Raw genomic sequence first — 20,532 nt, 5'->3', positions numbered from 1 at the left:
ATGCGACGCAGGATAACTTTGTTCTACAATCTGAATAAATAACCTTGCAATGAATTGATTGTTCAGAAATCTGAACAATGGCGCAAAAGGAGGCAGGAAATGGACAAGCTCCAGGCCATGGAGGTCTTCGTACAGGTGGTCGATGCGGGTAGTTTCACCCGTGCGGCGGACAACATGCAGCTGCCCAAGGCAACGGTTTCTACGCTGATTCGCAACCTCGAGCAGGAATTGCGGGCCAAGCTGCTGAACCGGACGACACGCCAGATCAGCGTGACGCCCGACGGCGCGGCATATTACGAGCGCTGCATGGCCATCCTTGCAGACGTACGCGACGCTGAGGAAGCGCTTTCACAGTCCAAGGCCAGCCCGCGCGGACGCCTGCGGGTGGAGGCGCCGGCCGGCCTGGCCCGCACACTGCTCATCCCGGCGCTGCCGAGCTTCTTCGAGCGCTATCCCGACATCGAACTGGAAATGGGCTGCACCGACCGCACGGTAGACCTGATCGAGGAAGGGGTGGACTGCGCGGTGCGCGGCGGCGAACTGGCCGATTCCACGCTGGTGGCGCGCCGCGTCGGCAGCATCGCACTCGCCACCTGCGCCACGCCGTCGTACCTCGCGCTGCACGGCACGCCCACGCATCCCAACGATCTGTTGCAGCACCGCTGCATCAACTACTTCTCTGCCCGCACGGGCAAGATCCACGAGTGGGTGTTCATGCGCGGGGACGAGCGCCTGCAGCTGCGCGTGCCGGGACGGATGGCGATCAACGATTCCAACGGTTACCTTTCGGCTGGCCTCGCCGGACTGGGCATCGGGCAGATGGCCGCCTACACCGTCAAGCCCTTTATCCAGTCGGGCCTGCTCGAGCCATTGCTGACTGACTGGTGCTCCAGCGCCGTGCCTATGCATGTGGTGTACCCGCAAAACCGCCATCTTTCGGCAAAAGTGCGGGCTTTCGTCGAATGGGTGTCGGAACTGCTGAGCGATGAAGAAAAGATGCGCACCGGCTTGCATGACTGCCCGCGCCGCAGAGAGCCAGTGAGCGAAACGGCGCAGGCTAGACCTGCCACTGCTTAGGGGTAAGGGATAAGGGTCAGCAACGTGTACTAAAGGACTGCATCTGCTGGCTGGACCGGAGAGTTAGTTGAAAAGGGCCATATCTGTGAGGGTCGAACACCGTACTTTTCCAGACTTAACCACAAAAACAAGTAAATTTCTCAGGATTTAGTCACCATCATTCCCATGCACTACCGGTCCCCCGAGCAATCCGGCGTCGGCACGGATAATGTCTCTTACCGCGGGATCGTCGGCTATCTCATTTAATGCGGCCTGCGCGATTATCCCCATAGGTCCGCCGGGCGGAACGCTTCTGGCAAGCTGGTAGAACCGGGACATGAGGACGTGGTATCGCTTGATCTCCCGCAACAGCGCGGCCACGTCCTTGTCACCTTTCCGGCGCTCGCCGATGGCTTTCAGCTCGTCAAGGGAGATGGGAGGTTTGAGGGGCATGTAGTCATTTTAGCCTTTCTGCTGGCGGGCAGTATCGATGGCCTTTTTGCTCTTCCGCAAACCGATCGTTCTGCGCTTGAACCGCGGCGACATCCACACTGTGCATGCCCTCGCAAGTTGAAATTGTCACCACGATAAAGACATCGGCCAAAACAAGGCCGTTACTGCCTTTGCAGGAATGTGAATTTCTTGTGTGCGAGCTTGCATATGCGGTCTATCAGTATTCGACGCCAATCAGTATCAACCGCTGACCTTTTATGCTCGGCCCCCTAGCTGCCGCCCATGCAGCCGCAGATGATCCTCCACAAAGCTCGAAATGAAGTAATACCCATGATCATAACGATCATGCCTGCGCAGCGTGAGCGGCTGGCCCACCGCCGCGCACGCGGCCTCCAGCAGTTCCGGCCGCAACTGCTCCTGCAGGAACTTGTCGCCCATCCCCTGATCGACCAGGATCCCGTCCGGGTACGGCGCGGTTTTTTGTTCTCGCAGCAGCGCCGCCGCATCATGGTTCGCCCACATGCTTTCGTCGCTCCCGAGGTACCGCGCGAACGCCTTGCGTCCCCACGGCACCTGGCTGGCGGCGCTGATCGGCGCAAACGCGGAGACTGAGCGGAACAGCCCGGGGTGCCGCAACGCGAGCACCAGCGCGCCGTGGCCGCCCATCGAATGCCCCATCACGCCGACCCGCTCGCGGTCGACCTGCAAATCGCCGGTCACGATCTCGAGCAGTTCGCGCGTGACGTAGCTTTCCATCCGGTAGTGCCGCGACCAGGGTTCCTGCGTGGCGTCGAGATAGAAGCCGGCGCCGACGCCAAAATCCCAGTCGTCCGCTTCGCCGGGATGGTTGGCGCCGCGCGGGCTGGTGTCCGGCGCCACCAGGATCAATCCTTCGCGCGCCGCGTAGCGCTGCGCGCCTGCCTTGATCATGAAGGTTTCTTCGGTACAGGTGAGTCCGGCGAGGCAGAGGACTGCCGCGCATGGCGTTCCTTGGGTAGCCTGCGGCGGCAGGTAGATGGAGAAGCGCATCGGCAGGCCGATTTCGCGCGACGGGTGCCGGTAGAAGCGCTGCACGCCGCCGAAGCAGGCATGTTCGCTCAGCAGTTCGAGGCCTTGCGCGCTCATTCGTACATCACGACGGAACGGATCGATTCGCCGCGCTTCATCAGGTCGAAGCCGTCGTTGATCCGGGCCAGCGGCAACTTGTGCGTGATCAGGTCGTCGATGTTGATCTTGCCTTCCATGTACCAGTCGACGATCTTCGGCACGTCGGTGCGCCCGCGCGCGCCGCCGAAGGCGGATCCCTTCCATACGCGGCCGGTCACGAGCTGGAACGGACGCGTGCCGATCTCGGCGCCGGCTTCGGCGACGCCGATGATGACCGACTGGCCCCAGCCCTTGTGGCAGCATTCGAGCGCCTGCCGCATCACCTTGGTATTGCCAATGCATTCGAACGAATAATCGGCGCCGCCGTCGGTCAGCTGCACGATGTGGTCGACGAGATTATCGACTTCCTGCGGATTGACGAAATGCGTCATGCCGAACTTGCGCGCCATCGCTTCGCGCGCCGGGTTGAGGTCCACGCCGATGATCTTGTCGGCGCCGACCATGCGCGCGCCCTGGATCACGTTCAGGCCGATGCCGCCAAGGCCGAACACCACCACGTTCGCTCCCGCTTCCACCTTCGCGGTGAACACGACTGCGCCGATGCCGGTCGTCACGCCGCAGCCGATGTAGCAGATCTTGTCAAACGGCGCGTCCGGGCGCACCTTCGCAACCGCGATCTCGGGAACGACAATGTAGTTGGAAAACGTCGACGTGCCCATGTAATGCAGAATGGGTTTGCCGCCAAGCGAGAAGCGCGACGTGGCATCCGGCATCAAGCCTTTGCCTTGGGTGGCGCGGATCGCCTGGCAGAGATTGGTCTTGCGCGACAGGCAGAATTTGCATTGCCGGCATTCGGGCGTGTACAGCGGAATCACATGGTCGCCGACCGCGATGCTTTTCACGCCCGCGCCGGCCTCGACCACCACACCCGCGCCCTCATGGCCGAGGATGGCCGGAAACAGGCCTTCGGGGTCGGCGCCGGACAGTGTGTAGTAATCCGTGTGGCAAATGCCGGTTGCCTTCACCTCGATCAGGACTTCGCCGGCGCGCGGACCTTCGAGATCCACTTCTTCGATGGAGAGCGGCTTGCCGGCTTCCCATGCGACTGCAGCTTTCGTCTTCATGCGGACCTCTCCAGAACTGGGCGGCGGTTGGCGCCGGGCAATGGCGATTTCGACAGTTAAGTGATTAGATGGAAAATCCCTGCTAAGTTCGCTGCGGTTTTCCTGCTTGAAGCCGCCCGCCGTGCGTTGTGCTTGCCGCTTCCGTGTATGCCTAGCCGGTGCGCGCCTCGACCATTTTCCGCAGCTGTTCGCCGAGCTGTCCGATCAGTTGCGTGCGGCGCGTCGGGTTTGCGGCGGCGCGACGCGGGCGCTGCGCCCAGTCCGGGTGGCCGCGCGCGGCCTGCAGTCTGGAAAGCAGTGGCTTGAGTTCCGCTGGTTCGGCAGGCCGCCCGGCTGTGACCTTCCCCTGTGCGGCATGCCCGCGCAGCTCCAGTGCGGCCAGCAGCGCGACCATGTGCGCGGCCAGCACGAACAGCACTTCGTTTTCCAGCGTGAGTTCCTGCACGCCGCGCACCTTGTTGGCGAGCCTGCGCCCGAACTGGCCCCAGCCCTGGCTGGCGAGGCCGCCGATTGCGGCACCGGCGGCGGTGGCCGCGCCGAGCGACATTCCCGCGAACGCGATGTCGGCGGTGAGCCCGACCGCCGCGCCGACGGCGGCGCCGGTGCCGAGCTTGCGGCCGGCGTCGCGCAGGGTTTCGGGATTGAACAAGTCGTCTTCCCAGCGGCCGTCGAGCCCGGGCAGCGTGGCGGCGTCGGCGTCGCCGGGGCGAAAACCGTATACCGCCAGCAGGTCGTCGACCGCGGTGCGCGACGCGAGCAGCACGGCCGCGCGAAAGTCGCGGACGAAGCCCTCGCGCCGCGGCTCGTCCGCATAATCTTCCTCGGAAATCGGCTGCCGCATCGCGGCCAGCGACACCAGCAGGTCGGCGACGATGGTGCGCGCCGCTGCCTGCCGTTCGCGCCGCTGCTGCTCCAGGTGCTCCACCACGCGCATCAGGTCGGGGCGGCGTTCGCGCAGCAGCGTGGCCATGTCCTGGTACAGCAGCCGCTCCGAGCCGACGAAGGGCGCGACCGCGTCGAACTGCACGCAGGCATGCATGTTGTATGCGGCCAGCGTTTCCAGCCACTCCGTCTTGCGGCTGTCCGGCTCGCGCACGAAATTCAGCACCGGCATGACCGGCCTGGCGCACCAGGTCAGGATCTCGATTTCGGCGCGGAACTTCGGCAATACCGGCTCGCGCGTATCGATCACATACATGCCGGCATCGACCTCGAGCATCTTGCGCAACACCTTGGCTTCCTGCTCGAAGTCGCGGTTCGCTTCCGGCCCGCGCAGGAAGGCGCGCACCCGGTCCGGCGGCGTCGGGCATCCCTCCAGCGCCTTCATGTAATCCAGAAGGGTGACCGCGTCCTCCAGCCCTGGCGTGTCGAAGAATCGCACCGCGCTCGCGCCGCCCACCTTGAGGTCGACCGACTCCACATGGCGCGTCGTCCCCGGGCGGTCCGATATCTCGCCGAACGCGATTCGCCGCGTGAGGGTACGCAACAACGATGTCTTGCCGGCGTTGGTATGGCCGACGACGGCAACCTCGATCAACTCAGCCAAGGGCACCTCCCATCCAGTCCGCGGCACTGGCGCCGTCCGTGAAGCAACGGATGTCCGCCAGGCCGGACTGCGACAACCATGCATTCCAGCGCTGCGCGCCATGCTCCTGCCCGGCGGGTTCGAGCAGCAGCGCGGTGTGACCCGCATGGCGCGCGGCTTCGCGCAGGAAACGTTCGGTGCCGCGATCCGGCGTGGATGCGGCGTGACAGACGACCAGCAGCGTGCGTGGGCGCAGGCTGCCGAGCCGGTCGAGCAGCGCGCGCCGCTCGGCGCCGCTGCCGGCGATCTGCTCGACCAGCGTCAGCCCCGGCGGCAGCGGCTGCGGCGGCCATGCGGTTTCCGCCGGCAGTTCGAAACCGACCACCGCGCCGGCAGCGTTTTCGCTGGCAGAGGCGGCCGGTGCTGCGCGCTCCCCGGCGGGAGGCCGGTGCTCCTCGTCCACCACCACCGGCTGTTCCATGTCTTCGAAACGCACCAGCAGCTTCCGGTAATACGGGTCAGCGGTGTCGAGATGCATGCGCCGCACGCCGCGCCGCCATGCGGCCCAGCTCGCGATGCCGAGCACGACGCGCGGCAACAGGCCATAGACCAGGATGCAACCGATCAACCACCAGGCCCAGGCACGCTGGTTGGTGCCGGGGGCGGATGGATCGCGCAGCGTGGCCATGTCGGGCAAGGGAAAGCCGAGCCAGGAGGGCAGGGTGCCGGTAAGCGTGACGAAGCGCACGAAGAAACCGGGGTCGAGGATGGTGGTTTCCCATGTGAGGCGGTATGCCTGGAACGAGAAGGCGAATACCACCGCGGCCAGCACCAGCAGGAATGCGGCTGCCCATACCGCATGGCTGACGATGCCGAACGCCCACGGCAGCAGGCGAGCGCGCTGCAGCAGGCGGTGCGCGGCATGCGCCATGGTCAGCGCCTGCGGATGACGTTCGCCCGGCAGGCGGGCGAGCATCCAGAGCAGGATGTTGCCGAAGGAAAGGTATCCGAACAAGCCGGCGCCGCTGCGGGATATTGCCGCCAGCAGCCAGATGACGAGGGTGAGCGAGGGCAGCGCGAGCAGCGCGAAGAACGCCGTCACCGCATTGACGGTGCGGCCGCTGCCGATCACCGCGGCCGCCGTGCCGTAGGCGGTCAGGAATGCCAGCAATGCCAGCAGCAGCACGGAGAACCGTGCCGCGTGGCGCCAGCGCATTAGTTCACGGTCCAGCTTCAGGCGCCCGGCGAGCAGCTTTGCGCGCATCAGCAGGCGCTCCTCGCCACCGTTTGCGTTGTGGAATGCTTCCCGCAGCAGGTCCTGGTCTTCCAGAGGGCCATCCTGCTCGATGAGGCGGATCGTCTCCGCAAGCAGGATGGCGGCCGGGCGGTCACGCGGCGCGGGGCCGGCGCGGCCAGGACCGGTGAACGAGGCTGGCGATGGCGGCGACGCTGTGCGGGAGACAGTCATGCGCAAATAGTAGCAGTGGCGTGAAGGCGCAACCGGGGCGACGTCAAGCCGCGTTATTCCTTCCGGCAGGCCGCGGGGATTCTGCATTGCCCAGCGCCTGCCGGTTAAGACTTTTCGCGCCAGAACCGCTCCAGAATCGGCTTCGTGCTGATGCCGTGGATATAGATCGATAGCATCACGACGGTCAGCGTGATTTGCGCCAGTTCCCGCGCCAGGTTTTCCGGCAAGCCATGCTGGATGGCGTACATCAAATAATAAATCGAGCCGATGCCGCGCACCCCGAACCAGGCGGTGATGGCGCGCATGCGCATCGATGTGTCGGTGCCGGCGAGCCCGAGCAACACGCTGACCGGGCGCGCCACAAGAAACACAAAGGCCGCCACCGCAACCGCGCGCCAGCTCCAGGCACCAAGGTAGATCATGCCGCCCAGCAGAAGCACCAGCATCAGTTCGGACAAACGCTCGAGATGTTCCTTGAATACCAGCGCCTCGGCGCTGACGGTAAGCGGCGCCTGGTGATCCGGACTGGTCACGGCGGCGACCGACTTCGATGTATCCGATTCCAGCAAGCCCTCGCGGTCGCGCGGCGCGCCGGCAAGGCGCAGTTCCATGTGGCGCAGGGCGACGCCGGCAAAGAATACGGCAAGGAATCCCCAGGCTTTCAGCCACAGGCTCAAGCCGTAGACGACGGCAATCAGGCCAAGTCCGACGAGGTCATCGAGCACTTCGTGCTTGGGCTCGATGCCGCGCAGCGACCATCCAATGCGCGCAAGGAGCGCGCCGCCGGCGGCGCCGATCAGGATCGCACCAAGGGTGGCCCAAGCCACATCCATCATCAGCCATTTTTCGCCCGTGCTGCCGATTTCGTGCAATCCGAGCAGGCCAAGCCCCAGCATGACAAAAGGAAACGCGCTGCCGTCATTCATGCCTGCTTCCGAGGTCAGGATGAATCGCAGCCGGTCGTTGTCGCCGGCGTGCCGGACCTGAACGTCGGTCGCAAGCACAGGGTCGGTCGGCGCCAGGATCGCGCCAAGCAGGATGCCGGCGCCCCAGGGGAGCTGAAGTACGTAGTAACAGAATGCCGCGACCAGGCCGACGGTAATTGTCATCGACATCCAGGCCAGGCGGAACGACGGCCGCCATCGTTCCCATGTAACGGGGACGGGCATTTTGACGCCGGCCGAAAAGAGCGAAATCAGCACCGCGATTTCCGTCACCACCTCCAGTACGGCGGATTGCTGCAGCGGATCGAAATGAAAGATGCCGAGGAAAGTCGGGCCGAGAAGCAATCCGACGGTCAGGTAGAAGATCGCCGAGGTGATGGGTACGCGTGCGATGGTCGTTGCTGCAAGCCCGCGGGCGAGCATCAGGAAGCCAATCAAAACGAACCACTGGGCATTGGTCATGGGAAATGAGGACAGATGTTTGAATAGTGACTACCGCTGTCTGACCATCCCTTGATGCAATTTGCTCCTTTATCACGATGCAAATTACCCTTTGCTCAAACAGGCATTAGGCGGAGCGTCGTCGCGTAATGCGAGCTGGTGGTTCCTGGTGGACAGGCAATGATTGCATACGCGATCAAATGGCGAAATGTCATGCTTTTTTGCCATGCAGGCAGCGGGACTTTGCCAATGAAGCAGCCGGTGCGTAGCGCATCATGCCGGTCGGTCATCGTTCGATCTTGCCAATATCTTCATTAATTCACGAAGTCAATTTTTTTCTCAAGAACGGCCACCGGCTGCCGATATTCCTTGAGCTACATCAAATTGCTTCAAGGGAGCCCCATGTTTCAAAATCTTTCCATCAAAGCACGCCTCGTCGGCGTGCTTTTTTTTCTTTGTTTGCAATTGATCATCGGCGCTCTGCTCGGGATCGGAAACCTGAGTGTTGCGAACGATTCGATGAAATCGATTTACGATGACCGGCTGGTGCCGTTGGGGCAACTGGATCAGATTGTCCGCTTGCTCAACCGCAACGAGCTGTCGGTCGCCAAGGCGATTTCGGATGACCCGAAAGAGGCGGCGCAGCTGATGAATGAAGTGGACGAGAATATACGGCGCGCGTCAGCGGTATGGGATGCGTATATGGCGACTTACCTGACGCCGGAAGAAAAGAAGCTCGCCCTGCAGTTTGCGGAGGACAGAAAGAAGTTTGTCAGCGAGGCGTTGATGCCCGCAGTCGCGGCGATCCGCGCGCAAGATGTCAAACTGGCGACGGAAATTCTGCATGGCCCGATGGAAAAGATGTTCGAGCCGGTGCGGCGCGGAATCAACGACCTGATCCAGCTGCAGCAGGACGTAGCCAAGCGCGAGTTCGAAGAGTCGCAAGAGACATATCTGCTGGTGCGCAACAGCTGCATCGCCGGCCTGCTCGTCGGCCTGCTGTTCGCGGCGGCCGTCGGTTACTGGCTGTTGCGCGCGATCTCTCGGCCGCTGGAGCAGGCGATCACGATTGCCGATGGCATCGCATCCGGCGACCTCACGCAATCCTTCCCGCGAGCGTCGAAAGATGAAATGGGCCGCTTGCTGTCGGCATTGAAGAACATGAACGACAGCCTGGTCAGGATCGTCGTGCAGGTGCGCTCCGGCACCGACACGATTGCGACGGCGTCCAGCCAGATCGCCGCCGGCAACCACGACCTGTCGTCCCGCACCGAGGAACAGGCCAGTTCGCTGGAAGAGACGGCGTCGTCGATGGAAGAGCTGACGTCCACCGTGAAGCAGAATGCCGACAACGCGCACCAGGCCAATTCGCTCGCGGTGTCCGCGTCCGATGTCGCCGGCAAGGGCGGCACGGTGGTGTCGGAGGTGGTGCACACGATGGAAGCGATCAACGACTCTTCCAAGAAGATCGTCGACATCATCGCTGTGATCGATGGCATCGCGTTCCAGACGAATATTCTCGCGCTCAATGCGGCGGTCGAAGCGGCACGCGCGGGCGAGCAGGGGCGCGGCTTCGCGGTCGTCGCAGGGGAGGTGCGCACGCTCGCGCAGCGTTCCGCAAACGCCGCCAAGGAAATCAAGACCCTGATTCAAGACTCCGTGGAAAAGATCGGCACCGGCGCCCGGCTGGTCGACCAGGCCGGCGTGACGATGCAGGAGATCGTCGACAGCGTCAAGCGCGTAAGCGACATCGTGAGCGAGATCACGGCCGCGTCGCGCGAGCAAACCGCCGGCATCGAGCAGATCAACCAGGCGATTGCGCAGATGGACCAGGTCACGCAGCAGAATGCATCACTGGTGGAAGAGGCGGCAGCCGCATCGGAATCGATGCAGAACGAGGCGAAGAAACTGGCCGAAACCGTCGACGTGTTCAAGGTGCATGGCGGACCGTCGGCCGCTCCGGTCCGGAGCGCGCCGCCGGTGCCGGCGCTGCGGCGGACGAGTGCGGTGCCGGCTGTGCGGCCCACTGCCGTTGTGCGCAACACGCATGCGCGAGGCGATGAATGGGAAGAGTTCTAGCAGATCGTCCCGGACGAATCCGATGAGCGGGGTAGGGTGGGTGGGGCCGCCGAGGCGGAGCGAAGCGAAACCCGCCGTGCGCGCGAGTACGGAGAATGGCGGGGTTCGCTCCGCTTTACCCCGGCGTACCCGCCCCGCGATCCGGTGCTGATCCGATTCCCTCTGCGACTCGAAAAAAAATCCGTGATTTCCGGACACGCCTTCGGTATATTTGAATACAAGTACTAGATAGCCATCGATAAGGTTGTCAGCGCCCCGCATCTTACTTCAGATGGCATTGCGGATGCCGCGATTTCCGTCCTAACAAGTCGGGCATTGATATGCGGGTCATGTCTCCTATTTTCCGCATGGCGGTTCTCGCCGCCGTGCTCTGGTCAACGGTGGTCGCGCTGTCGCTCGGATGGAGCTTCGTGCAATCGGAACGCCAGATGCTCCAGCTGGCCGAGGTGGAAGCCAAGTCCAACCTGAAGCGCGACCTCGCATTCCGGCGCTGGGCCACCGGCCGCGGCGGCCTGTATGCGAGGGTCACCGATTCGGCCCGCCCCAATCCCTTCCTCGCGCATATCCCCGACCGTGATGTCATGCTTCCCGACGGCGGCATGCTGACCCTGTACAACCCCGCCACGATGCTGCGCGAGATCAAGACCGAACAAGCGGAGCTGTACGGCACGCTGGCGCGGATTACCGGCGAAAAATACCTCAACCCCATCAACGCGCCCGACGAATGGGAGAAAAAGGCGCTTGCGATCATCAAGCAGACCGGCCAGGACTACAGCGAAGTGACCCGCATCGACGGCAAGCCCTACCTGCGCCGTATCCAGCCGATGATGATGGAAGAGGGCTGCATGAAGTGCCACGCCTGGAGCGGCATCAAGGTCGGCGAAATGCGCGGCGCGACGGACATCGCGATTCCGCTGTCGCCGTACGGAAGCGTGGCGGCGCAATCCCGGATCGTGCTCGGCCTGACCCACGGCGGCATCTGGCTGCTCGGGCTGGTCGTCATCGGCTTCATCGCGCGCCGCAGCGCGACGCACACCGACCAGCTGAGCGCTCACCAGGCCGTGCTCAACAAGTTCAAGCAAGCCGTAGAGCAGAGCGCCAGCGGTGTGGTGATCACCGATGCACGCGGCAACATCGAGTACATCAACAGGAAGTTTTGCGAAGTGAACGGCTATGCGCCGGAAGAAGTCCTCGGCAGGAATCCTCGCCTGCTGAAGTCCGGCGAAACCGACGACGCGATTTATCAGGAGATGTGGAGCGCGCTGTCCGAACGCAAGGAGTGGCGCGGAGAATTCAAGAACCGGAAAAAATCCGGCGAAGTGTACTGGTGCATGGAATCCATTTCGCCGATCATCGACGCCTCCGGCGCGATCACGCACTTCGTCGCGGTGATCGAGGATATCAACGACAGGAAGTTTGCGGAAGCCACCATCCGCCAGCTCGCGCTGTACGATCCCCTCACCGAACTGCCGAACCGCCGCCTGCTGCGCGAGAAACTGGATCAGGCCTTCGCCTGGAGCCAGCGCGCGGGCAAGCGGGTTGCGTTGCTCTATCTCGACCTTGACCGGTTCAAGGCAATCAACGACACGCTCGGCCACCACACCGGCGACCTGCTGCTGAAAGCGGTTGCGCGCCGGTTCTCCGGCTCCCTGCGCCGGAATGACACCCTGGCCCGGCTGGGCGGCGACGAATTCGCCGTGGTCGTCGGCGACGTCGATACCGAGGCCGACGCGGCTGCGGTCGCGGAAAAGCTGCTGGAAGCGGCCGGCGAGCCGTTCGTGATCGAAGGCCGCGACCTGTATGTCACGGTCAGCATCGGCATCAGTCTGTTCCCCACCGATACCGACAGCCTGGATACCTTGCTGCGCAACGCCGACGTCGCGATGTACCACGCGAAGGAGTGCGGCAAGAACCGGTACCAGTTTTTCGGCGAAGGGCTGGCATTACGCGTATCCCGCCAGTGGGATATCGAAAGCGGCCTGCGCCGTGTCACCGAGCGCAACGAGCTGTTCGTCGAATACCAGCCTAAGATGGAAATCGGCAGCGGCCGCGTGTACGGGATGGAAGCGCTGGTGCGCTGGGATCACCCGACGCTCGGGCGGATTGCCCCGGACCGCTTCATACCGGTTGCGGAGGAGACCGGCGACATCGAGCAGATCGGCGAGTGGGTGTTGCAGGCGGCGTGCGCGCAGGCGCAGCGCTGGCGCGAACTCGGTCATCCGCTGCTGCTGTCGGTCAACCTGTCGGCGGTGCAGTTCCGCGCGCCGGACCTGCATGACAAGATCGATGCGGTGCTGAAGCGGACCGGTTTTCCGGCCAAGGCGCTGGAGCTGGAGATTACCGAAAGCGCGATCATGAACAATCCCGACCAGGCGGTGGAGACGATGCGCGCGGTGCGCGCGCTCGGGGTGAGCATTGCGATCGACGACTTCGGCACCGGTTATTCCTCGCTGAGCCAGCTGAAGCGCTTCCCGGTCAGCGTGCTGAAAATCGACCGTGCATTCGTCCGTGATATCACGCATGACAACGAGGACAGGGCGATCGCACGCGCGGTGATTGCGCTGGCCAAGACCATGCATCTGTCCGTCATTGCGGAGGGAGTGGAAACGGCGCAACAGCTTGCACTGCTCAGGGAAATGGAATGCGACTGCATCCAGGGCTATCTCCTGTCGAGGCCGCTGCCGCCCGACGCATTCGAAGCCTTCATCCTGTCCGCTGCCGCAAATCAGGACAAGACGGGAGATTGCACCGCGCCGGGCGAAGCCGGCCTGGCATCCGACTACGTCGTGTAGGCTTGCCCCAGGGCCGTCGCCAGTTGGCTGCCGGCGCCGCTTTGCACCGAGTCATCGCCTGGAGGCAGGGTTGCCGCGGACGATCCGCGCCATTTGCTCAAGTCGTCTCGCGGTATCGGCTTAGCCCCGCGCCGCGGCAGAGATGTTTTCGAAAAACCAATAGCTGGAAAATCTCCCTGAGCTGGATTCTGCCCGGGCAAGGTGTTTCCACGAAATTCTGCGACTTCGGATGAGGCGGCCGCCCCAAGCATGGCGGGGAAGACCGAAACAGTCGCGCCCTTACTCCTTATTTCGCGCCTGTCGGCGGCTGCGCCGGACCGGCGGATGCGAACTCGTAGGCCAGCTCCGTGATCTGTCCGCGCCAATACGGATACGGCCCCTCAGGAAGCTCCCAGGCCACTTCGCCGTCCATCGGCACCAGCATCCCGTCGTGCTGCCGGTAGTTCCAGAACCGTCCATGCCATGCGGTGGGAACGATACGGCCGCCGACAGTCCGCCCGCGCGAAGCGGCTCGCACGCTGTCGATGGTGCCGTCCTCGGAAAACCGGAAATGCAGCGTGATTTCCGTTTCACCCTCTCGCAGCGTGGCGCGCGCGCTGCGGCCGTCGCCCGCTTCCCATTTCACCCCCTGGCTCGGCAACAGCGCGGTCGGGTACCAGGCCGCCTCGGCGAGGAAGCGCATCAGTTCGCCTTCGGCGACTGCGCGCGTGCCGCGCAAATCGGCGACCGTAGCGAGGCCGGCGACTTCGACATGCAGGATGCCTTCCCCGGCCACGTACGCGTCATGCACGAGCGCATGCACCCCGGGGAAAACCTCGACCTTCCCGTTCCAGTCGAACCCCGGACGCTGCGCAATAACCAGCTGCTTGGACGTAAAAGGCTTCCACTGCGGCTCGGACTCCCCCATGTTGAACGTCCCGCGATGCTTGACGTGAACTGCCGCAACCATCGGCGCGCCCGGCTTCAGCACGGTCTGGAAGTAGCGTTGCACCGGCGCGGGAAGCCCCTCAAGCTCGCGGAAGTCGACATGTTGGGGCAGAACCGGCCGGCGCGCCGCCTGCAGGCGTTGATGCAACAGTTCGGTGTCGCGGTTCCAGCGCCAGTTGCCGTAGGCGAGGGCGCCGCCCAGGAGAGCGGCCAGCGCAAGCAGGGAGAGCATCAGGATCCGCATGGCGGGGCAGGGAGTGTGCCTGGACGGCGGTTGAACATGGAGGGTCTCCTTACTTTGCGAACGCCGGCGTGGCGAGGCCGGCCTGGTGAGTGCCTGCGGCTGGCGGACCGGAGACGACGACGCGGTTCCGGCCTTCGGACTTCGCCCGGTAAAGCAAGGCATCCGCGCGGCTGATGCCGCTGCTGCACGCTTCAGTCGTTCCCAGCTCGATCAGGCCGGCGGACATCGTCACGCTGAAGGTCTGTTCCTCGTGCATGCACGGCAGCTGCTGGACCCGCTCCCGGAAGCGCTCCAGCACCAGTTCGGCATCCGCCCTTGCGGTACCGGGAAGAAGAAGCAGGAATTCTTCGCCACCCCATCTGGCAAGCACATCGTGCGGCCGCAGGACCGTGCGGCTTTCCTCGGCAAAGCGGCGCAGCACATGGTCGCCGGCCGCGTGGCCGTAGGTGTCGTTGATCCGTTTGAACCAGTCGATATCCAGCAGGGCAAGGCAGGTAGGGCCGCCGGCGGCGGCGCGCCTGCGCTCCTCCGCCGCGAGCAGGTCATTCATGTAGCGCCGGTTCGGCAGCAGCGTCAGGTCGTCGCGGACCGCCAGTTCCTGGATCCGCGCGAGGGCGTCCGCAAGTTCCTGTTTCTGCAACTTCAGCGCGGAGCGCAGGTCGCTCATGCGGCCGGTGAGAAAGCCGACCACGACCACCATGGTGCCGATCAGGACGAAGTGCATGATTTCCAGCTTCGTCTCGAAGCGCTCCGGGTTGGCGATGCGCATCCCGATCATCGCGGCGCCGAGCAACACGACCGCAAAAACGCTCAGGGAACGGGTTTTCTGTGCTTCCAGCGTGAATGCGCAGAACACGAGGATCACCAGCAGCACGACCAGGGTTGCGCCGCGCATCGGCCCGACGATCGTGTATCCGAGGACCGTCACGATGATTGCGAAGCGCCCCTGGTAGACCGACAGTTGCGCCGGTGCCAGGCCCAGCTGCTTGCTTTTGCGGATCAGCAGGTAAAACAGGCCGTGACCGGCAAACGCGAGCGCGGTCAGCCAGATTGCCGGCTGTTGCGGCGCCACGTCCGAATAGACTTCGATCCAAAGGATGCCCAGACATAGCAGATAGAGAAGGACGGTGACGCCCCAATAGGACACAAGCCGGGCCATTTTCGGGTCGTCGCCGGCAAACCCCTGAATCTCCGCAGCAAGATGCATCTAGTCCCCCAACATCGCTGAAATTGTTCACATCCCGGCCCGGGCCGGAAGCACAATATATTGCCGTAAGGACACATTTTAACTACTTTTGGTTATATATTTATGAAATAAATGTAGTAGTGATGTGCCGGGCAGGGTTAAAGATTATTGTCGGGCCGGCCGCATTCGGAGGAAATCATGCGTAACGAGCTCGCGCTGCGGATCGTCCGGTCGGTCCATACTGCCGTATGGGCAGTCTTCGCCGGGTGCATCCTCGCCATCCCGTATGCCGTCAGGGCCGGGGATCTGCGTACGGCGTTCGTGCTGGCCGCGATCGTCCTCGCGGAGGTTGTTGTGCTGCTGGCGAACGGAATGCGCTGTCCGTTGACCGCGGTCGCCGCGCGTTACACCAGCGACCGCGCCGACAATTTCGACATCTGCCTGCCACGCTGGCTGGCGCGCTACAACAAGGCAATCTTTGGAACGCTGTTCGTGGCGGACCTGATACTTGCGGGCGGGCGCTGGTTGGGTGCGTCCTGGCCTGCCTGACGCCGGATTCCGCCCCGGGCCGCCATCTTCCTGCCGCCGGCCGCCGGGATTTCGCGGCTATTCTTTCTCGTCTTCGCATCTGGTACATTCGAGCCATGACCAATGCGATCCATGCACGCTGTTGCATGGCGCGCAGCGCCGCCGGCGCTGCACCCTTCCACCTGGATCCATGGAAAACAAAACCATTCCCATCCTGCCGGCGCCGCCTTCGCGCGAGCGCCGCCGCAAGGCGCCCAAAGGACGCCAGGTCGAGCCGGATGCGCTGAACGAGGTGCGCCGCCTGCTGGGCGACAAGCCACGCCGGCGCGACCTGCTGATCGAGCACCTGCACCTGATCCAGGACCGCTACGGCCGCCTGTCGTCGGCGCATCTGGCGGCGCTTGCGCAGGAAATGCGGATGGCGCAGGTGGAAGTGTACGAAGTCGCGAGTTTCTATCATCACTTCGATGTGGTGAAGGATGACGCCGGCATGGCGCCGGCGGCAGCGCCGGTGACGGTGCGCGTGTGCGACAGCCTTGCCTGCGACATGGCCGGCGCCGCGGAGCTGGCGGAACGGCTGCCGGCGCTGCTCGGGAAAGAGGCGCGAATCGTGCGGGTGCCGTGCGTGGGACGCTGCGAGCAGGCGCCGGTCGCCGTCGTCGGTCAGCGCGCGCTGCCGTCGGCGACGCCGGAAACGGTGGCGGCGGCGGCCAGGGCAGGTCACACGACGCCGCTTGTGCCGGACTGCAACGATTACGACGCCTACCGCCGCCAGGGCGGCTATACTCTGCTGGCCGATTGCGTGGCGGGCCGGCGCAGCGCCGAAAGCGTGATGCAGGCAATGGAACATTCCGGGCTGCGCGGACTCGGCGGCGCGGGCTTCCCGGCGGGACGGAAGTGGCGCGTCGTGGCAGCCGAGCGGGGGCCGCGGCTGATGGCGGTCAACATCGATGAAGGGGAGCCGGGCACCTTCAAGGACCGGACCTTTCTCGAACGGGATCCGCATCGTTTTCTCGAAGGCATGCTGATTGCCGCCTGGGCGGTTGGCATCGCCGAGATCTACATTTACCTGCGCGACGAGTATCACGGCTGCCGCGCGATGCTGGAGCGCGAACTCGCGCGGCTGCGGGCTGAGCCGCCGATGCCCGGCATGCCGGTACTGCATCTGCGGCGCGGCGCCGGCGCCTATATCTGCGGCGAAGAATCGGCGATGATCGAGTCGATCGAAGGCAAGCGCGGCATGCCGCGCCTGCGCCCGCCCTATGTGGCGCAGGTCGGACTGTTCGGGCGGCCGACGCTGGAACACAATTTCGAGACCTTGTACTGGGTGCCCGAGATCCTGCAGCGCGGCGCGGACTGGTTCGCATCGCACGGGCGCCGCGACCGGCGCGGCCTGCGTTCGTTCTCGGTCTCCGGCCGCGTGCGCCACCCGGGGGTGCACCTGGCGCCGGCCGGCATCACGGTCCAGGAGCTGATCGACGAGTATTGCGGCGGCATGCAGGAGGGCCACCGCTTTTACGCTTACCTGCCGGGCGGCGCCTCCGGCGGCATCCTCCCGGCCAGCCTGAACGCGATTCCGCTCGATTTCGACACGCTGCAGCCTTACGGCTGCTTCATCGGTTCCGCTGCGATCATCGTGCTCTCGGACCAGGACAAGGCGGTCGCCGCGGCGCGCAACATCATGAAGTTTTTCCGCGACGAATCCTGCGGCCAGTGCACACCGTGCCGCGTGGGAACGGCAAAGATGCTGGATCTGATGCAGGCGCCGCAGTGGGACCGCACGCTGCTCGCGGAGCTGTCCGCAGTGATGCGCGACGCCTCCATCTGCGGTCTCGGGCAAGCCGCGCCGAATCCGGTGGACTGCGTGATCCGGTATTTTCCGCATGAACTGAACGACGAGGCAGGCAAGCCATGAACGCAATCCTCCGCCACGAGCGCACCGCGCGCGATGCGGCCACCGTGACGTTCGAGCTGAACGGCCGGCAGGTGGTTGCGCGCGACGATGAAACCCTTCTGCAGGTGGCCCGGCGCGAAGGCATAGCGATTCCTCACCTGTGCGCCGCCGACGGGCTGGCCCCGGCCGGCAATTGCCGCGCCTGCGTGGTCGAGATCGACGGCGAACGGACGCTGGCGCCGTCCTGCTGCCGCCACCCCGCCAACGGCATGCGGGTGGCGACCGACAGCGAGCGCGCGCAACGGGCGCAAAAGATGGTGCTGGAACTGCTGCAGGCAGACATGCCGGAAACGCGCCCGGCAATGCAGAATGAACTCGACGCATGGGCGCGCAAATTCGGCGTCGGCAAGCCGCGTTTCGCGCCGCGCGCATCGCTGCCCGCGGACCACAGCCATCCCGCGATCCGCGTCGACCTGAATGCCTGCATCCAGTGCACCCGCTGCGTGCGCGCCTGCCGCGACGAGCAGGTCAACGACGTGATCGGCATGGCGTTCCGCGGGGACGGCGCCAAGATCGTGTTCGACATGGACGACGCGATGGGGGCGTCGACCTGCGTCGGCTGCGGCGAATGCGTGCAAGCCTGCCCGACCGGGGCGCTGACCTCCGCGGCGGACGCGGCGCAGACCGCGCCCGACAAGGAAGTGGATTCGGTCTGCCCGTACTGCGGCGTGGGCTGCCAGCTGACGTACAAGGTAAGGGACAACCGCATCGTCGCCGTCGAGGGCAGGGACGGGCCGGCCAACCACAAGCGCCTGTGCGTGAAGGGCCGCTACGGCTTCGATTATGTGCACCATCGGCAGCGGCTCACCGTGCCGCTGATCCGGCGCGAAGGCGTCGGCAAGCAGGCCGGCATGCGGCTCGATCCGGACGACGTGATGCAGGTCTTTCGGGAGGCGAGCTGGGAGGAGGCGCTGGCGAAGGCGGCGGAAGGGCTGCGCGCGATTCGCGACACCCACGGCCGGCGCGCGCTTGCCGGCTTCGGTTCGGCCAAGGGCAGCAACGAGGAAGCCTATCTGTTCCAGAAGCTGGTGCGCACCGGTTTCGGCAGCAACAACGTCGACCATTGCACCCGCCTGTGCCACGCCTCTTCGGTGGCAGCGCTGCTCGAAGGCGTCGGTTCGGGCGCGGTGTCCAACCCGGTGATGGATGTCACCCGGGCCGAGCTGGTCCTGGTGATCGGCGCCAACCCCACGGTCAACCATCCGGTGGGCGCGACCTGGATCAAGAACGCGGTGCGCAACGGCACGAAGCTGATCGTCGCCGATCCGCGCCGTTCCGACCTGGCGCGCCATGCGCATCGCTTCCTGCAGTTCCACCCGGACACCGATGTCGCGCTGCTCAATGCGATGATGCATGTGATCGTGCACGAGGGACTGGTGGATGAAGCATTCATCGCGGAGCGTACCACCGGCTATGACGCGCTGAAACAGAATGTGGAAGGCTACAGCCCGGAGCGGATGGCGCCGGTCTGCGGCATCGACGCGGACACGATACGCGAGGTGGCGCGGCTGTATGCGACGTCGAAGGCGTCGATGATCCTGTGGGGCATGGGCGTGTCGCAGCATGTGCACGGCACCGACAATGCGCGCTGCCTGATCGCGCTGGCGCTGATGACCGGGCAGATCGGACGGCCCGGCACCGGGCTGCACCCGCTGCGCGGCCAGAACAACGTGCAAGGCGCGTCCGACGCCGGGCTGATCCCGATGATGTATCCCGACTATCGCCGCGTCGGCGATCCAGCCGCGCGCGAGGCGTTCGAGGCGGCATGGGGCATGCCGCTCGACCCGGAGCCCGGGCTGACGGTGGTGGAGGTGATGCACGCGATCCTGGAGGGCAAGGTGCGCGGCATGTACATCATGGGCGAAAATCCGGCGATGTCCGACCCGGACGTGAACCACGCGCGCGCCGCGCTTGCCGCGCTCGACCACCTCGTGGTCCAGGACATCTTCCTGACTGAAACAGCGGCTCTTGCGGATGTGATCCTGCCTGCCTCCGCGTTCCCGGAAAAGACCGGCACCTTCACCAATACCGACCGCCTGGTGCAGCTCGGGCGCCAGGCGATCGATCCGCCCGGCGACGCGCGCCAGGACCTGTGGATCATTGCCCAGATCGCGGCCCGCCTCGGCTTGCGCTGGGATTACGCGGATGTTGCCGACGTGTTCGAGGAGATGCGGCAGCTGATGCCGTCCATCGCCGGCATCACCTGGGCGCGGCTGCAGGCGGAACACGGCGTGACTTACCCGTGCCGGACGGAAGGCGACCACGGCCAGCCGGTGATCTTCACCGAGCGCTTCCCGACGGCCAGCGGCAGAGCCCGCTTTGTCCCGGCCGACCTGCTGCCGGCGGCGGAACGGCCGGACGACGACTATCCGCTGGTGCTGATCACCGGCCGGCAGCTGGAACACTGGCATACCGGCAGCATGACGCGCCGCTCGGGCGTGCTCGACGCGATCGAACCCGATCCGGTTGCGCTCATCCATCCGCTGGACCTTGCCGCCTGCGGCATCGAGCCGGGCGATGTGGTGACACTGCAGTCACGGCGCGGCGAGGTCGCGCTGTACGCGCGCGCCGACAGCGGCACGCCGCGCGGCGCGGTATTCGTGCCGTTCTGTTATTACGAAGCGGCGATCAACCGCCTGACCAATGCGGCGCTGGACCCGTTCGGGAAAATTCCCGAGTTCAAGTATTGCGCGGTCCGGCTGCG

At 64.7% G+C, this 20,532-nt stretch carries 14 protein-coding genes; 6 read left to right on the top strand and 8 right to left on the bottom strand.

What is annotated here, in order from left to right; genetic code table 11:
• Positions 1-99 precede the first annotated feature (99 nt).
• A complete protein-coding gene (locus VEC01_RS01505; protein ID WP_324898052.1) occupies positions 100-1,077 on the top strand; it encodes a LysR family transcriptional regulator in 978 nt (325 codons plus the stop codon).
• A gap of 147 nt (positions 1,078-1,224) precedes the next feature.
• On the opposite strand, the gene VEC01_RS01500 is transcribed toward VEC01_RS01505, so the two are convergent.
• The 6 genes from VEC01_RS01500 to VEC01_RS01475 all read right to left on the bottom strand — a co-directional run bounded on the left by VEC01_RS01500 (position 1,225) and on the right by VEC01_RS01475 (position 8,139).
• Positions 1,225-1,509, bottom strand: a complete 285-nt coding sequence (locus VEC01_RS01500; RefSeq protein WP_324898050.1) for a hypothetical protein — start codon at positions 1,507-1,509, stop codon at positions 1,225-1,227.
• Positions 1,510-1,764: 255 nt separating this feature from the next.
• Entirely contained in the window at positions 1,765-2,634 is an 870-nt protein-coding gene (gene fghA, locus VEC01_RS01495; RefSeq protein ID WP_324898048.1) for an S-formylglutathione hydrolase, read from the bottom strand.
• Entirely contained in the window at positions 2,631-3,740 is a 1,110-nt protein-coding gene (locus VEC01_RS01490; RefSeq protein ID WP_324898046.1) for an S-(hydroxymethyl)glutathione dehydrogenase/class III alcohol dehydrogenase, read from the bottom strand. The genes fghA and VEC01_RS01490 overlap by 4 nt, the downstream gene beginning before the upstream one ends.
• Positions 3,741-3,891: 151 nt before the next feature.
• The gene (locus VEC01_RS01485) at positions 3,892-5,292 is read right to left on the bottom strand and encodes a GTPase/DUF3482 domain-containing protein (RefSeq protein ID WP_414691400.1); all 1,401 of its coding nucleotides are present in this window, start codon (positions 5,290-5,292) and stop codon (positions 3,892-3,894) included.
• The gene (locus VEC01_RS01480) at positions 5,279-6,820 is read right to left on the bottom strand and encodes a DUF2868 domain-containing protein (protein WP_324898043.1); all 1,542 of its coding nucleotides are present in this window, start codon (positions 6,818-6,820) and stop codon (positions 5,279-5,281) included. Before VEC01_RS01480 ends, VEC01_RS01485 begins: the two co-directional genes overlap by 14 nt.
• Before the next feature lie 17 nt (positions 6,821-6,837).
• Positions 6,838-8,139, bottom strand: coding sequence for a sodium:proton antiporter (locus tag VEC01_RS01475; RefSeq protein WP_324898041.1), 1,302 nt, complete (start codon positions 8,137-8,139; stop codon positions 6,838-6,840).
• Positions 8,140-8,520: 381 nt separating this feature from the next.
• On the opposite strand from VEC01_RS01475, the gene VEC01_RS01470 reads away from it, so the two are divergent.
• Together VEC01_RS01470 and VEC01_RS01465 are read left to right on the top strand one after the other, a co-directional pair.
• Positions 8,521-10,197 (top strand): methyl-accepting chemotaxis protein, encoded by a 1,677-nt coding sequence (locus VEC01_RS01470; RefSeq protein WP_324898039.1) that lies wholly within the window; start codon positions 8,521-8,523, stop codon positions 10,195-10,197.
• Between the two features lie 329 nt (positions 10,198-10,526).
• On the top strand, positions 10,527-12,989 hold the full coding sequence (locus VEC01_RS01465) for an EAL domain-containing protein (RefSeq protein WP_324898037.1): 2,463 nt from the start codon (positions 10,527-10,529) through the stop codon (positions 12,987-12,989).
• Positions 12,990-13,275: 286 nt separating this feature from the next.
• On the opposite strand, the gene VEC01_RS01460 is transcribed toward VEC01_RS01465, so the two are convergent.
• On the bottom strand, positions 13,276-14,148 hold the full coding sequence (locus VEC01_RS01460; RefSeq protein WP_324898036.1) for a DUF6920 family protein: 873 nt from the start codon (positions 14,146-14,148) through the stop codon (positions 13,276-13,278).
• A gap of 61 nt (positions 14,149-14,209) precedes the next feature.
• Complete coding sequence (locus VEC01_RS01455) at positions 14,210-15,367, bottom strand: GGDEF domain-containing protein (protein WP_324898034.1); 1,158 nt, start codon at positions 15,365-15,367, stop codon at positions 14,210-14,212.
• 177 nt (positions 15,368-15,544) lie between these two features.
• Here VEC01_RS01455 and VEC01_RS01450 point away from each other — a divergent pair, with 177 nt between their 5' ends.
• From VEC01_RS01450 to fdhF, 3 genes are all read left to right on the top strand, one after another.
• A complete protein-coding gene (locus VEC01_RS01450) occupies positions 15,545-15,895 on the top strand; it encodes a hypothetical protein (protein WP_324898032.1) in 351 nt (116 codons plus the stop codon).
• 169 nt (positions 15,896-16,064) lie between these two features.
• Positions 16,065-17,789, top strand: coding sequence for an NADH-ubiquinone oxidoreductase-F iron-sulfur binding region domain-containing protein (locus VEC01_RS01445; protein WP_324898030.1), 1,725 nt, complete (start codon positions 16,065-16,067; stop codon positions 17,787-17,789).
• The coding region (gene fdhF / locus VEC01_RS01440) for a formate dehydrogenase subunit alpha (RefSeq protein ID WP_324898028.1) at positions 17,786-20,532 on the top strand (2,747 nt) is incomplete at its 3' end. The genes VEC01_RS01445 and fdhF, both read left to right, overlap by 4 nt.

The organism is Noviherbaspirillum sp., assembly GCF_035627455.1.
GTDB lineage: Bacteria > Pseudomonadota > Gammaproteobacteria > Burkholderiales > Burkholderiaceae_D > Noviherbaspirillum.
This window is presented reverse-complemented; position numbering and strand designations above follow the sequence as displayed.